Source organism: Streptomyces sp. ME19-01-6 (assembly GCF_033793745.1).
GTDB lineage: Bacteria > Actinomycetota > Actinomycetes > Streptomycetales > Streptomycetaceae > Streptomyces.
The window spans coordinates 612,221-626,761 of sequence record NZ_JARAXF010000004.1; the positions used below are offsets into that span (position 1 = coordinate 612,221).

Consider the following 14,541-nt stretch of genomic DNA (forward strand, 5'->3'; position numbering starts at 1 on the left):
TGAGTGGCTCCGTACGCGGGGCGGGTGCCTGCCCGGAGCGTCTGACGGCGCCTCGGGCGGGCACCCGCTCTGATGGGGCCCATGGCCGACCCCGCCGCACTGCTTCCGCCCCGCGACCGCATCGTCTACCACGTCAAGCGGCGGCTGCTCGGTCCACCGCTGGTCACCGAGCGCATCAGGGGGGAGAAGCTCGGCAACCCCACCGCGCTCGGCGTCCTCGCCTCCGACTGCATCTCCTCGACCGCGTACGGCAGTGAGGAGATGCTGCGCATCCTGGTGCCGGTGATCGGGGTGGCGGCCTTCGCCCTCCTCCTCCCGGTGACCGGGGCGATCCTCCTCGTCCTGGTGCTGGTCACGCTCAGCTACAGCGATGTGGTGACGATCTACACCCGGGCGGGCGGCTCGTACATCGTCGCCCGCGAGAACTTCGGCCCGGACATCGCCCAGATCGCCTCCGTCGCGCTGCTGGTCGACTACATCGTCACCGTCGCCGTGCAGGCCTCGGCCGGCACCAACGCGATCATCTCGTGGGCCCATCTCATCGGCGGCCGGTGGACCGGCATCGACCACCTCCAACTGCCCATCACCGTCGGCGTGGTGCTGATCCTCGCGTACGGCAATCTGCGCGGGGTACGGGAGGCCGGGCGGGTCTTCACGGCGCCCGCCTACCTGTTCACGGCGGCCATCGGCCTGATGCTGGTGATCGGCGTGATCCGCGGCATCGGCGGGGAACTGCCGCGCGCCGATGTGCACGCCCCCGGCGCCGTCGAGGTGGGCCAACCGGGCAGCGGCTGGCTCTACGGCGCCTCGCTCTTCATCGTGCTGCGCTCCTTCGCCAACGGCGGCTCCTCGCTCACCGGCCTGGAGGCGATCTCCAACGGCGTCTCCGTCTTCCGCGAACCCCAGGGCCGCAACGCCCGCCACACGCTGATCGCGATGAGCTGCATCCTCGGCACCCTCGTGCTCGGCGTCTCGGCCCTCGCCCACTTCACCCATGCCACGCCCTACCGGGACGGCACCCCGACCGTTCTCGCGCAGGAGGCGCACCTGGTCTTCGGCGGCGGCTGGTTCGGCGCCGCCGGACTGGCCCTCGTCCAGCTGGCGACCGTGCTCATCCTCTACACCGGCGCCAACACCCCCTTCACCGGCTTTCCCTTCCTGGCCAGCTTTGTCGCCGAGGACCGCTTTCTGCCCCGGCAGCTGACCCGGCGCGGCCACCGGCTCGCGTTCTCCAACGGCATCATCTCGCTGGCCGTGATCGCCCTCGCGCTGCTGATCGTCACCGACGCGAACGTCGACCGGCTGGTGGCGCTGTACGCGATCGGCGTGTTCACCGCCTTCACCATGGCCGGCGCCGGGTTGACGGCCTATCACCTGCGCCGCAGCGAGCCGGGGCGACTCCGGAGGATCGCCGCCAACGCCGCCTCCGCGACCGTCTCGGCGGCGGTGGTGCTGATCTTCGCCGTCACCAAGTTCACCGAGGGCGCCTGGCTGGTCGTGGTGGTCTTCCCGCTCGGGGTCTGGGCGCTGATCCGGATCAACCGCGAGTACCGCGCCGAGGCGGCGGCCCTGGAGGCGGCGCCGCGGATCGGCATGGACCAACCGCGCCGGCGGCGCCATGTCGTCCACGTACTCGTCGAGAACCTCGACCTGGCGACGATCAAGGCGCTGCGGTACGCGCATGAGCTGCGGGCCGACGCGGTACGCGCGGTGCACTTCATGATCGACGAGACACAGGCCCGACGGCTGATGGCGACGTGGGAGACCACGGCGGGCACATCCATCTCACTGGAGGTGGTGGAGTGCCAGGACCGGCAGCTGCGCCCGGCCGTGGTCGAGCTGGCGGCCCGGATCATCGAGGACGGAGAGACCGCGCTGACGCTGCTGGTGCCGCGCCGCACCTACGCCACCCCGCTGGGCAAGCTGCTGCACCGGGGCACCGCGGAGTCGCTGGCCAGGGCTCTTGAGCACCTGCCGAGCGTCGCGGTGACGATCCTGCCCTTCGATGTCACACGGGCCGTGCGGGCCCTGAAGGCGGGGCGTCGGCCGCAGCCCGATTGAAGCGAGGGGTTACTTGGCAGAGCCGGACTTGACGGCGTCGTACGCCTCACGGGCGGCCAAGACCTCCGGAACCTTCTCCTCCGTCCAGCGGGCCAGCGCCCACACCCGCCGCGCCGCCTCCTCGCCGAGCCCGGTCAGCGAGTAGTCCACATGCGGCGGAATGACGGGATGGGCCTCGCGGCGCACAAAGCCGTCCCGCTCCAGGGTCTGGAGGGTCTGCGTGAGCATCTTCTCGCTGACGCCGCCGATCGCGCGCCGCACCTCGCTGAAGCGGTGCGTGCCGTCCAGCAGCACGGCGAGGACGAGGACGCCCCAGCGGCTGGTGACATGCTCCAGCACCAGACGCGACGGGCACATGGCGGCATCGGGGTCGCCTCTCAGCACACCCTGCGTCTTGTCGATGACCTTGTTACTAACCGGCATGCCAGTACCTTACCTCAAAGTGGGTACTTTCAAATAGTTAGCGTCAAGGCTAGAGTGACCCGCAGACCGACACCAAAAGGATGAAAGAGAGAAAACAGGCATGAGCATCGTCGTCACCGGAGCCACCGGCCACCTCGGCCGCCTCGTCGTCGAGGGCCTGCTGGAGAAGGTCCCCGCGGACCAGGTCGTGGCCGTGGTACGGAACGCCGACAAGGCGGCCGACCTCGCGGCGCGCGGCGTGCAGCTGCGCATCGCCGACTACAGCCGGCCGGAGACCCTCCAGAGCGCCTTCGCCGCCGGCGACAAGGTGCTGCTGATCTCCGGCAGCGAGGTCGGGCAGCGCCTTCCGCAGCACCAGGCCGTCATCGACGCCGCCAAGGAGGCGGGCGTCGCGCTGCTCGCATACACCGGCGTCTTCGGCGGCCCCGCCGCCGACTTCACCCTGGCCGACGAGCACAAGGCCACCGAGGAGGCCATCCTTGCCTCCGGCCTGCCGCACGTCCTGCTGCGCAACGGCTGGTACAACGAGAACTACACCGAGCAGCTCGCCCCCGTGCTGGAGCACGGCGCCGTCGTCGGCAGCGCGGGCGACGGCCGCGTCGCCTCCGCCGCGCGCGCCGACTACGCGGCCGCCGCCGTCGAGGTGCTGACCGGCGAGGGCCACGAGGGCAAGACGTACGAGCTCAGCGGCGACACCGCCTGGAGCTTCGAGGAGTACGCCGCCGAGATCGCCAAGCAGACCGGCAAGGAGATCGCGTACGGCCCGGTGCCGCCCGAGACCCACAAGACCATCCTGACCGGCGCCGGCCTCCCCGAGCCGTTCGCCGAGATCCTGGTGGACGTCGACGCCGCGATCTCCCGCGGCCTGCTGGCCGGCACGCCCGGCGACCTCTCCCGCCTCATCGGCCGGCCGACCACCCCCATCGCGGACTCGATCGCGGCGGCCCTCAAGGGCTGAGCGCCCGGAATTCCGGGGCCACCGGCCCAGCGGCCCGCTTGTCATGACCGTATGACGATACGGAGATGACAGCGGGCCGCTTCGGCGCTACGTTCGACGCGTTGCCGTGTGCCGCCGGGGAGGACATGTGAAGCCGCAGAGCCAGCAGCAGCATCGCAGCGGACTCGCCTACGGCTTCGCCGCCTACGGCATGTGGGGCCTGGTCCCCCTCTTCTGGCCGCTGCTGGAGCCCGCCGGGGCCGTCGAGATCCTCGCCCACCGCATGGTGTGGTCGCTGGTGGCCGTCGTGCTCGTCCTGCTCGTACTGCGCCGCTGGTCCTGGATACCCCCGCTGCTGCGACAGCCGGCGCGGCTGGGGATGATCGCGGTCGCCGCGGCCGTCATCTCCGTCAACTGGGGCCTGTACATCTGGGGCGTCAACAGCGGCCATGTCGTCGAGACCTCGCTCGGATACTTCATCAACCCACTGGTCAGCATCGGCTTCGGCGTCCTGCTGCTGCGCGAGCGGCTGCGGCCGGTGCAGTGGGCGGCGGTCGGCGTCGGCGTGGCCGCCGTGGCCGTCCTGTCGGTCGGCTACGGCACCCTGCCCTGGATCGCGCTCACGCTCGCCTTCTCCTTCGCCACCTACGGCCTGGTCAAGAAGCGGATCGGGCTGGGCGGCCTGGAGTCGCTCGCCGCCGAGACCGCCGTCCAGTTCCTGCCCGCACTCGGCTTCGTGATCTTCCTGGCCGTGCGTGGGGACAGCACCTTCGGCAGCGGGAGCACCGGGCACTCGGCGCTGCTGGCGAGCAGCGGGCTGATCACCGCGCTGCCGCTGATCTGCTTCGGAACGGCGGCCGTGCGGCTGCCGCTGTCGACGATCGGGATGCTGCAGTACGTCGCCCCGATCTTCCAGTTCGCGCTCGGCGTCGCCGTCTTCCACGAGTCCATGCCGCCCGAGCGATGGGCGGGCTTCGCCCTCGTATGGCTCGCGCTCGCCCTGCTCACCTGGGACGCGCTGCACACGGCCCACCGGGCGCGGGCCCAGTTGCGCGAGGCCGCCGCGCGCGCCACCGCGGCGGCGGCGCCGAACGGCGACGCGGCGGCAGAGGACCCCGTGCCCGGCTGAGAGCGCGGCGGTCACGTCCGCCGAGGGCGCGCGGATCGATATGCGGCGGCCGCTGTCCGGTTTCCCCCCTTGACGCGGCGTCAACCGGACCCGGAGCATCTGCCTTTGCGACACTCCGCAATACGTGCCACTGCTACGCCGTCCCACCGCGCGACCGTGTCACCGCTTCAGCGCTCCCCCGGCCCCACGGGTGCGTGCACCACACAGCGTCACGTTCATTCCGTCCTGTCCTCGTTCGGAATCCGGAGCCCCCCATGTCGTCAACCCGAAGATCCTTGATACGCCGGGCCGCCACCGCCGCCACAGCGGCAGGGGCGGTCGTCGCTGCCCTGGCCGCGGCGGCGCCCGCCGCGCCGCTGTCACCGACCGCCCCGGCGCCCGCCCCGGCGGCCGCGACCGCCCTCGCCGCGCCCGACATCCCGGTCGCAGGCGTCAAGGCCCACCTGAGCCAGCTGCAGTCCATAGCCACCGCCAACAGCAGCAACCGCGCCCATGGCCGCCCCGGCTACAAGGCCTCGCTCGACTACATCAAGGCCAAGCTGGACGCGGCCGGGTTCACCACCACCGTGCAGCAGTTCACCTCCGGCGGCGCCACCGGCTACAACCTCATCGCCGACTGGCCCGGCGGCGACACCAACAACGTGGTGTTCGCGGGCGCCCACCTGGACTCCGTCAGCGCCGGCCCCGGCATCAACGACAACGGCTCGGGCTCCGCGGGCGTCCTGGAGACCGCGCTCGCCGTCTCCCGGGCGGGGCTGCAGCCCACCAAGCACCTGCGGTTCGGCTGGTGGGGCGCCGAGGAGCTCGGGATGGTGGGCTCCCGGTACTACGTGAACAGCCTGTCGACCGCGAATCGCGCGAAGATCGACTCGTACCTCAACTTCGACATGATCGGCTCGCCCAACCCGGGCTACTTCGTCTACGACGACGACGCGCGCATCGAGTCCGTGTTCAAGGAGTTCTTCGCGGCCAAGGGCGTGCCCACCGAGATCGAGACGGAGGGCGACGGGCGCTCCGACCACGCGCCGTTCAAGAACGTGGGCGTGCCGGTGGGCGGGCTGTTCAGCGGCGCCGACTACACCAAGACCGCCGCCCAGGCGCAGAAGTGGGGCGGCACCTCCGGCCAGGCGTTCGACCGCTGCTACCACCGGTCCTGCGACACCACGAGCAACATCAACGACACCGCGCTGGACCGCAACACCGACGCCATCGCCTACGCCATCTGGACCCTCAGCAGCTGACAGCACCTGTTTTCGGCGGGCCACTCAAGCGGCGGTCGCGGGGTGTCACCACCCGCGACCGCCGTCGCCCTTGTGCGCAGGGCGCGATTCAGGCGGTGATGTCTCTCGCGGTGAATCGCGCCCAGGCGGCCGAGCCGAACACCGCCACGTAAAGGGCCTGCAACTGGAAGTTCTTGGCGAGTTGGTCCCAGTAGACCGGGTCCCGGAGGACGTCCGCGAAGGACAGCCAGTAATGCGGGAACAGGTACGGCTGGATCGCGTGCAGTTGCGGAATGGTGTCCAGGATCTGCACGGTGACCAGCAGACCGACGGTCGCCGCCATGGCCGCGATCCCGCTGTTGGTCAGGGTGGAGATGAACAGGCCCACCGTCGCGATGCCGATGAGGGAGTACGCCACGACGCCCGCCACCGCGAGGACCCGGAGCAGTCCGTCCGCGAACGAGACGGTGGTTCCCGAGATCAGCGTGACATCGCCGAGCGGGAAGAGCAGCGCCCCGGTCGCCAGTCCGGCAGCCGCCACCACACCCGTGGCGACCAGGCAGAAGGCCATCAAGGTGGTGAATTTGGCGAGGAGGAGGCGGGTCCGTCCGGCCGGGGCGACCAGGAGATAGCGCAGCGTCCCGGAGCCCGCCTCGCCCGCGACGGAGTCACCGGCGATCACGCCGATGGCCATCGGCAGGAAGACGGGCAGCGTCGCCGCCAGCGACGCGAAGACCAGGAATATGCCGTTGTTGGTGATCTGCGAGAAGAAGGCGGGGCCTTGGCCGTCTCCCCCGCGCCCCTCGCCGAACGAGCCGCCGTCGCTCGTCTCGATCTTCACCGCGATTCCCGTGAGGACCGGGATGACCGCGAGCACGCCGAGCAGGGCGATGGTCCGCCAGCGGCGAAAGGTGGTGCCCAGCTCGCTGCGGAACAGGGCCAGCGTCCACAGGGGGCTCGGCCGCCGGGCCGGCGCCCCGGCCGGGCCGGTCGCCTTCGCCCTGCCCGCTCCCTTGCTCGCCTCGGCCCGGCTCACGTCAGCCTGCGACATCGAAGCCCTCCCCGGTCAGTGCGACAAAGGCGTCCTCCAGCGAGGCCCGCTCGGCCCCGAAGGCCCGGACCCGCACCCCGGCGCGTACGAGGGCGGCGTTGAGGTCCGCGAGGTCGAGCGGCGGGGCGCTCTCGTCCGGCACGGATGCGGAGGCCGAGGCCGAGGGCAGCTCCCCGGTGACGCGCTCGTCCAGGACCACGATGTCCGTCACCCCGTGTTCCTTCAGAACGCGGACCGCGTCGGCGGCATCCGGGGTGGTGACGGACAGCCGGCCGCGGCTGCCGGCCGCCAGTTCGGCGACGGTGCCCTGGGCGATGAGCCTGCCCTGGGCCATGACCGCCGCATGACTGCACACCTGTTCGATCTCATCGAGGAGGTGGGAGGAGAGAAAGACGGTGGTGCCGTCCTCGGCCAGCTCGCGCACCAGGGTGCGGATCTCCCGCATGCCCTGCGGATCGAGGCCGTTCGTCGGCTCGTCGAGGACGAGGAGTTCCCGCGGCTGGAGAAGCGCCGCGGCCAGGCCCAGGCGCTGTTTCATGCCGAGGGAGTAGGCGCGGGCCTTCTTGCGCGCCGCGGCCGAGAGGCCCACCCGCTCCAGGGCGGCCGAGACCCGCGCGGCCCGGGTGCGCGGATCCGCGGTGGGGTCGGCGGCGTCGAAGCGGATCAGATTGTCCCGGCCGGTCAGGAAGGGGTACAGGGCGGGGCCCTCGATGAGGGCCCCGACCCTGGGCAGCACGCTGCGCGCGGCGCGCGGCATGGGCGCGCCGAGCAGCCGGGCCCTTCCGGCGGTCGGCTCGATCAGGCCCATGAGCATGCGGATGGTCGTCGTCTTCCCCGAGCCGTTGGGCCCGAGGAAGCCGAAGACGCTACCGCGCGGCACGATCAGGTCCAGCGCGTCGACGGCGAGCTGTCCGCCTCGGTAGCGCTTGGTGAGCCCGCGGGTCTCCACCGCGGCTTCGACCACGCCATCGACCACGGCGTCGACCGCCGCGTCGGCCCCGGCGCCCGTCCGGGCGTCGGTCGCCGCGCGGGCGGCCGGCGCCCCGGCCGTGTCCTCGGCGGACGGCTCCACAGGCTCCCCCTTCGTCAGGCGGTCACTTGGCCGCGTCCGCGGCGTCGATCAGGGCGCTCTTGTCCACCGCGCCGACGAAGACCTTGCCGTCATCGGTGATCAAGGCGTTGACCAGGCGGGTGCTGAGCACCGTGCCCGAGCCGAAGTCCCCCTTGACCTTCTTGCCCAGGCTGCCGAGGAAGTCGCTGGGCTCGCCCCCGCCGCTCGCGCTGGCGGGCAGGCCGCCGGGGAGGTCCAACCGCGCCACCGAGTCCCAGCCCTTGCCGACCACATTCAGCCCGGACAGCTCGCGAAGGCTCTTCTCCTCGCCCTTGGCCTTGTGCTCGGCGCGGCCCTCCTCGGTGACCTTGGCCCCCTTGGGCGGGGTGAAGTGGAAGGTGCTCGCCTTGGGCTTGCCGAAGTCCACCTGCGTGAAGGCCACGTCGATCGCCGCCCTGCCACCGCTCTTGGGCTCCAGGGCGAACTTCAGCGGCACGCCGTTCTTCGCGTCCACGGCGATCCGGATGGCGCCGACTGTGGAATCGCTCTGCTTGGGACGTATCAGCAGCTGGTAGGCGTCCCGTCCGGCGACGCGCGCGGTGCCGTCGACCTTGACCTGGGTTGTGGCGTCCACGGCGGCGAGCGCCTTCTTGGCGGCCTCCCGCGGGGTGAGGCCGCTCAGGTCCTCGGGCACGTCCCGCCGGTGGTCGCCCTTGGCGGCCTTCGCGGGGGACTCGGCGTGGTAAACCGAGTTGTCGGCGCTGTTGTACGCCCACACCTCGTCGCCGTTGTGGATGACGCTGTACTCGGCGGCCTTCTCGATGATCGAGACCCGCTGCCGCTCCGGCCCGTCGGCGGCCACCCGCAGGGTGTGGGTGCCGGACGCGAGCTCGGCGAGCTTCGACTCCGGCGAGGCGCCGCCGTCCCCCTGCTGCCCGCCCGCGAGGTCGCCGAGCGAGGCGCCTCCGGGCAGGGACGGTATGCCCAGGTCGGTCGTGACCTTCACCGAGCCGGACAGCTGCTCGGTGTCCGATGCGGCGATCTTGCTGATCAGCTCCTCTGCCGTGATCTTCGGCAGATCGGGGGCCCCGGTGCTGGCGAGCGCCGGGACCAGTCCGATCGTCGCCGCCGCGATGCCGGCCACCGCCACCGGGGCGGCGTACCGGGCGGCTTTGTGGCGCCCTTTCGGCCGATCCTCGTCCCAGAAACCGTCGTCGGCGACCTGTGTCGGTCGGATCCGTGCCATATGTGCTCTACCTCCGTCGTCGGCGGCGGTTGTCAGCCTCGCACTCGTCCACCTCTCGGGCCATTGTCACCCGATACCGCCGTGTGGTGGTCCTTCAATCCCACCAAATCGACCGTCTTGGCGCGTCAGCCGACAGGATCACGTCCGGGTACCCCTGAGGTAGGACCCGGTGCACCCCAGGGCTGAGCCGAAGGAGCGCCCGGGAGGCCCGCGGAGCCCACCCGGGACAGCGACGCGAACGGCGCCGCGGGCGGCGGTCAGCCGGCCCGGTGCACCACCGCGTCGCACAGCCCCTCGAGCGCGGCCTTCGCCGCTCCCTGGGGCAGCGGCGCCAGCATCGCGCGGGCCTCCGCCGCATAGCGCAGGGTGTCCCGGCGGGCCTGCTCCAGCGCCGGGTGGGCACGCAGCCGCCGCAGCACCTCGCCGTGGAGCCCGTCGTCGCTGAGGTCTCCGTCCAGCAGCTCGCACAGCTCGCGGTCCTCGGCCGAGCCGGACGCCTCCGCCTGCGCCCGCAGATGGAGCACGGGGAGGGTGGCGATGCCCTCCCGCAGGTCGGTGCCGGGGGTCTTGCCCGACTCATGGCTGTCGCTGGCGATGTCCAGCACATCGTCGGCCAGCTGGAAGGCGATGCCCAGCCGCTCGCCGTACTGGGTGAGGATGCTGACGACGGACTCGTCGGCCCCCGACATCATCGCGCCGAACCGCCCGGAGACCGCCACCAGCGAACCGGTCTTGCCCTGGAGCACGTCCAGGTAGTGGTCGATCGGGTCGCGGCCGTCCCTCGGCCCCGCCGTCTCCAGGATCTGCCCGGTCACCAGCCGCTCGAACGCCTCGGCCTGGATCCGCACCGCCTCCGGGCCCAGATCGGCCAGGATGTGCGAGGCGCGGGCGAACAGGAAGTCGCCGGTGAGCACCGCCACCGAATTGCCCCAGCGGGCGTTGGCGCTGGCCACACCGCGGCGGACGTCCGCCTCGTCCATGACGTCGTCGTGATAGAGCGTCGCCAGGTGAGTCAGCTCGACGACGACGGCGGAGGGCACCACCCCGGGCGCGTACGGGTCGCCGAACTGCGCGGCGAGCAGCACCAGCAGCGGCCGGAACCGCTTGCCGCCCGCCCGCATCAGATGCTGGGCGGCCTCGGTGATGAACGGCACGTCGCTCTTCGTGGCCTCCAGCAGGCCCTCTTCGACGGCTGTCAGCCCGGCCTGGGTATCGGCTTCCAGAGTCCGGTCCCGCACGCTCAGCCCGAAGGGCCCGACCACGCTCACGGGGTACTCCTGTCTGCCTGCGGTCACACGCAATGTCGATGTGTCGCTGTCTCCACTAAAGGCAGCGTATCCGGTCGGCTGGCGATCACCATGGGCGCCTTCCCGCCTTGTGCGAGCTATCACTTCCGGCGCTCTGCCGACCGGCTCTCCACGACATTTTCCGCGCTCACCGACAGATCAATCGTGCTCCGGTCCCCGATCGATCAGTGATCGACTGTGGGTCGATCACTGATCAACAGTCGGTCATTCCGTGACGGCCGTGACATCAGCGGCTGACACGGCTTCCTCGGGCGGATGGCCACACCGTCACCCACGGGCCAACGCCACCGCCTTGGCCAGTCGGGGCGAGGCGTTCTCGGTGCCGCAGACGAACCGCATGACCGGCCCGAAGCTCGCCGCCGCGGGCAATCCGGTGAAATACAGGCCCGGCACGGAGGAGCCATAGCCCGCGTCCAGCCACGGCCCTCCGGCGCCGGTCACCACCGCGGCCCGCAGCTCGAGCCCGAGGAAGCCCAGCGCCGCCACATTCATCCGGTATCCGGTCGCGGCCATCACATGGTCGGCTGCCAGCTCACCGGCGCGCCCGCCGCCGCGCAGGGAGAGCGCCACGCGCCCGCCGCCGCGCAGGGAGAGCGCCACGCGCCCGCCGCTCTCCACCTCCACCCGGGTGACCCGCTGCCCCTGCGTGACCTGCACCCGCCCCGCGAAGCGCTCCCGCAGCCACCAGGCGCCCAGCGGCCCCAGGACCGTGCGGACCAAAGACCGCTGGGCCGGCGCGGGCAGCCGCCTGAAGGCCGCGGCGTGGTACGAGAGCGCGTACAGCGACCAGGCGCGCCCGAAGGGCGACTCGGGGCGCAGCCGCGGCTGACGGTCCGGCGGCGCACCGAACGCGACCGCGCGCTTCCCGCGCGCCACCACGCGCACCGCCGCGGCGCCCGCCTCGGCCAGCAGCACCGCGGACTCCAACGCCGACTGCCCGGCCCCGACCACCACCACCTCACGCCCGGCGAAACGCCCCAGGTCGCGGTGTTGCGAGCTGTGCGAGACGGGCCCGGTGGGAGAGAGGCCGTCAGGGACGGTGGCGGCGAACTCGGCGAGTTCGATTTCGAAATGCGCGCGCACGGCCCGCATCTGCTGGTTCGGCGAACGCGTTGTGCCTGTACTTCGTAACGAAAACCAAGCACATGGAGAAGAAAACGGCAGTTTACGCCTGTTCCGGTCTCTTGGTATTCGACCAAAAGCAACATTCGTACGATGCCAGCATGCAGCTTCGCTACCAGTACCGCGTCACTCTGACGCCCGCCCAGCGCATCCGCGCCGCCCGGGTGTTCGGGTGCCGACGCGTGGTCTGGAACGACGCGCTGGCGATGCAAAAGCCGCGCAAGGCGTCGAACAAGCTGCTCGGCAGTCCGAGGGACCGGATCACTGAGGGCCCGTATCAGCCGATCCCGAAGAACGCCGAGCTGGGCAAGACACTGATCACAGCGGCAAAGAAGACCGAGCAGCGTGCGTTCCCATGCGATGCGCCGGTCGGCGTCATGCAGCAGACCCTCCGCGATCTGGATGCGGCGTGGAAGGCACACGAGGACTCCAAGACGGGCAGCGCAAGGGGCCGAAGCTCGCCCCGCCGAAGTTCAAGAGTCGCAAGGACAATCGGCAGACCGCGCGGTTCACCCGTTCCGACCGCTGGTCGATCCTCAAGACCGGCAGGCTTCGCCTGCCGAAGATCGGTGATGTGCGGGTCACGTGGACCCGCACCCTGCCCTCCGAGCCCAGCTCGGTGACGCTGATCAAGGACCGCTGCAGCCGGTACTGGGTGTCCTTCGCAGTGGAGACCGACCCGGCCGACGACCTCCTCCCGCCGACCGAGCGGGACCAGGGTATCGACCTTGGCCTTACCCGCTTCGCGGTGCTCGCGGACGGCTCGCACATCGCCTCCCCGAAGTATCTGCGGAGGGCGGAGAAGAAGCTGAAGAAGCGGCAGCGGGAGCTGTCGCGCAAGAAGAAGGGCAGCAACAACCGGGACAAGGCCCGGATCAAGGTCGCCCGTGCTCACGCCGCCGTGGCCGATGCGCGCCGGAACTTCCACCATCAGTGGTCCCACAGGCTGACGCGCGAGAACCAAGCCGTCTTCACCGAGACCCTGAACGTGCGAGGACTGGCACGCACACGGCTGGCCAAGAGCGTGCACGACGCGGGCTGGGCACAGTTCGTAATGTGCTGCGAATACAAGCAGCCCGACGCGGACGGGCCTTCGTCAACGTCGCCCGCAACTTCCCCAGCTCCCAGATATGTTCCGCCTGCGGACACCGGGACAGCCCCAAGCCCCTGCACATCCGCACCTGGACATGCCCGCACTGCCACACGCGGCACGACCGGGACTGGAATGCCGGGCGGGAACGTCCGCGACGAAGGCCGACGTATCCTCACGGCCAACACGACAGCACCACCCACCCCAGGACCTGGGGCCCCAAGCCGGTAACGGCACGGGTAAACGCCTGCGGAGCGCCATTAAGACCAGGGGATGCCCTGGCAGCGCGCACAACCCCCATCCACGTGGGGAGGAAACAGGAACCCGCCCGAGCCGGTGGTCTCCCACTCCGAGAAGCCACCGTCAGACGGAGAATCCACGGCCTTCAAGCCGACGGAGGAGGTCAAGAGTCCCCCTCGGTCACCGCAGCGCAGTGGCCCCCCCACTGTGCGTGACCCGATGAAGGACGCTACTGGGGAATTGACGACCACAGCAAGAACTATCCGGACATTGCCTGCTCTTTAGGCAGTAGTCGGTACAGCCCTCCCTTCACTCGCCCGCCCCCGTAGGGTGTGGCCCGGCGATCCCGGCAACCTCCGGCGACCAGGAGAAGGCGAGGCAGTCCCATGCCCCCACTGAGCCCGCTCGACCTGCCCCACGACGATCCCTTCGGCCCGCACAACCTCCCCTACGGCGTCTTCACCACCCCCGACGCCCCTGACCTGCGCCGAATCGGGGTCCGCTACGGCGCCCACGTCCTGGACGCGGGCGCCGCCGCGGCCGCCGTCGGCTCCCCGCACGCCGCGCTGCTCGGCCATCCGACGCTCAATCCGCTGATGGCCGCGGGCCGCCCCGTCTGGCGGGCGGTGCGAGAAGAGCTGCGCGCCTGGCTGACCGAGTCGGCGCATCGGTCCGCCATCGAGCCCCTTCTGCACTCCCTCACCACCGTCGCGCTCCATCTGCCCTTCGACGTCGCGGACTACGTCGACTTCTATGCCAGCGAGCACCACGCGTCCAACGTGGGCAGGATCTTCCGCCCGGAGGGCGGGCCGCTCACCCCCAACTGGAAGCACATGCCCATCGGCTACCACGGGCGCGCGGGCACGGTCGTCGTCTCCGGCACGCCCGTCGTACGCCCCCGCGGCCAACTGGGCTCCCCTCCCGGTCATTCCGCACTCCCCCCGTTCGGCCCCTCGCGCCGGCTCGACTTCGAGGCGGAGGTCGCCTTCGTCGTCGGTGCCCCTTCACCCTTGAATACACCGGTGCCGCTTTCCGGGTTCCACGACCACGTCTTCGGCGTCTGCCTGCTCAACGACTGGTCCGCGCGCGACATCCAGAGCTGGGAGTACCGCCCGCTCGGGCCCTTCCTCGGAAAGTCCTTCGCCACCTCCGTGGCCGCCTGGATCACCCCGCTGGACGCCCTCGCCGCCGCCCGCACCGACCCGCCCGCCCGCGACGTCCCGCCCCTCCCCTACCTCGACGACTCCGCTGCCGGGACCGCCGGGGCCGCTGAGCCGGGCGGGCTCGACCTGCGCATCGAAGTCGCCATCAACGGCCACCCCGTCTCCCACCCGCCCTTCGCCGCCATGTACTGGACGGCCGCCCAGCAGCTCGCGCACATGACCGTCAACGGCGCCTCGCTGCGCACCGGCGACCTCTTCGCCTCCGGCACGGTCAGCGGCCCCGAGCCACACCAGCGCGGCTGTCTGCTGGAGTTGACCTGGTCGGGCCGAGACCCGCTGCGACTGCCCGACGGAGAGCGGACGTTCCTGGAGGACGGCGACGAGGTGACCCTCAGCGCCTGGGCCCCGGGCCCCGGTAACAGCGTTGTCGCACTAGGGGAAGTAACGGGTTGCGTCGTCCCGTCAGTGCCGTGAGCGGCTGCTAGCTTGTCGTGTTCCCGT

General features: G+C 71.0%; 12 protein-coding genes and 2 pseudogenes. 8 read left to right on the plus strand and 6 right to left on the minus strand.

Translation table 11 applies throughout. From position 1 onward, the window contains the following. Window positions 1-81 precede the first annotated feature (81 nt). Window positions 82-2,061: an APC family permease gene (locus PV419_RS12840; protein WP_319688085.1), complete on the plus strand. Its 1,980-nt coding sequence runs from the start codon at window positions 82-84 to the stop codon at window positions 2,059-2,061. Between the two features lie 9 nt (window positions 2,062-2,070). Here PV419_RS12840 and PV419_RS12845 read toward each other — a convergent pair whose 3' ends face one another. Then, window positions 2,071-2,484, minus strand: coding sequence for a winged helix-turn-helix transcriptional regulator (locus PV419_RS12845; RefSeq protein WP_415925291.1), 414 nt, complete (start codon window positions 2,482-2,484; stop codon window positions 2,071-2,073). Between the two features lie 100 nt (window positions 2,485-2,584). On the opposite strand from PV419_RS12845, the gene PV419_RS12850 reads away from it, so the two are divergent. From PV419_RS12850 to PV419_RS12860, 3 genes are all read left to right on the plus strand, one after another. After that, entirely contained in the window at window positions 2,585-3,442 is an 858-nt protein-coding gene (locus PV419_RS12850) for an SDR family oxidoreductase (RefSeq protein WP_319688086.1), read from the plus strand. Between the two features lie 127 nt (window positions 3,443-3,569). Continuing rightward, the gene (rarD, locus tag PV419_RS12855; RefSeq protein WP_319688087.1) at window positions 3,570-4,550 is read left to right on the plus strand and encodes an EamA family transporter RarD; all 981 of its coding nucleotides are present in this window, start codon (window positions 3,570-3,572) and stop codon (window positions 4,548-4,550) included. A 254-nt stretch (window positions 4,551-4,804) separates the two neighbouring features. After that, window positions 4,805-5,791 carry a M28 family metallopeptidase gene (locus PV419_RS12860; protein ID WP_319688088.1) on the plus strand — a complete coding sequence of 329 codons (987 nt, stop codon included), beginning with the start codon at window positions 4,805-4,807 and terminating at the stop codon, window positions 5,789-5,791. Window positions 5,792-5,879: 88 nt separating this feature from the next. Here PV419_RS12860 and PV419_RS12865 read toward each other — a convergent pair whose 3' ends face one another. The 5 genes and pseudogenes from PV419_RS12865 to PV419_RS12885 all read right to left on the minus strand — a co-directional run. Continuing rightward, window positions 5,880-6,821 carry an ABC transporter permease gene (locus tag PV419_RS12865; RefSeq protein ID WP_319688089.1) on the minus strand — a complete coding sequence of 314 codons (942 nt, stop codon included), beginning with the start codon at window positions 6,819-6,821 and terminating at the stop codon, window positions 5,880-5,882. After that, window positions 6,808-7,797: an ABC transporter ATP-binding protein gene (locus PV419_RS12870; protein WP_319688185.1), complete on the minus strand. Its 990-nt coding sequence runs from the start codon at window positions 7,795-7,797 to the stop codon at window positions 6,808-6,810. Before PV419_RS12870 ends, PV419_RS12865 begins: the two co-directional genes overlap by 14 nt. Window positions 7,798-7,915: 118 nt before the next feature. Next, window positions 7,916-9,118: a LolA family protein gene (locus PV419_RS12875; protein ID WP_319688090.1), complete on the minus strand. Its 1,203-nt coding sequence runs from the start codon at window positions 9,116-9,118 to the stop codon at window positions 7,916-7,918. A gap of 257 nt (window positions 9,119-9,375) precedes the next feature. Next, complete coding sequence (locus PV419_RS12880; protein ID WP_319688091.1) at window positions 9,376-10,386, minus strand: polyprenyl synthetase family protein; 1,011 nt, start codon at window positions 10,384-10,386, stop codon at window positions 9,376-9,378. A gap of 306 nt (window positions 10,387-10,692) precedes the next feature. Beyond that, window positions 10,693-11,481: pseudogene (locus PV419_RS12885) on the minus strand (NAD(P)/FAD-dependent oxidoreductase); the annotation flags it as partial. 167 nt (window positions 11,482-11,648) lie between these two features. Between PV419_RS12885 and PV419_RS12890 the strand changes: the two are divergent. The 4 genes and pseudogenes from PV419_RS12890 to fahA all read left to right on the plus strand — a co-directional run bounded on the left by PV419_RS12890 (window position 11,649) and on the right by fahA (window position 14,514). Next, window positions 11,649-12,170 (plus strand): helix-turn-helix domain-containing protein, encoded by a 522-nt coding sequence (locus PV419_RS12890; RefSeq protein WP_319688186.1) that lies wholly within the window; start codon window positions 11,649-11,651, stop codon window positions 12,168-12,170. Beyond that, window positions 12,068-12,559 (plus strand): annotated as a pseudogene (locus tag PV419_RS12895) (RNA-guided endonuclease InsQ/TnpB family protein); the annotation flags it as partial. The gene PV419_RS12890 and the pseudogene PV419_RS12895, both read left to right, overlap by 103 nt. A gap of 44 nt (window positions 12,560-12,603) precedes the next feature. Next, window positions 12,604-13,092, plus strand: coding sequence for a zinc ribbon domain-containing protein (locus tag PV419_RS12900; RefSeq protein WP_319688187.1), 489 nt, complete (start codon window positions 12,604-12,606; stop codon window positions 13,090-13,092). A 171-nt stretch (window positions 13,093-13,263) separates the two neighbouring features. Then, window positions 13,264-14,514 carry a fumarylacetoacetase gene (gene fahA, locus PV419_RS12905; protein WP_319688092.1) on the plus strand — a complete coding sequence of 417 codons (1,251 nt, stop codon included), beginning with the start codon at window positions 13,264-13,266 and terminating at the stop codon, window positions 14,512-14,514. Window positions 14,515-14,541: the final 27 nt, after the last annotated feature.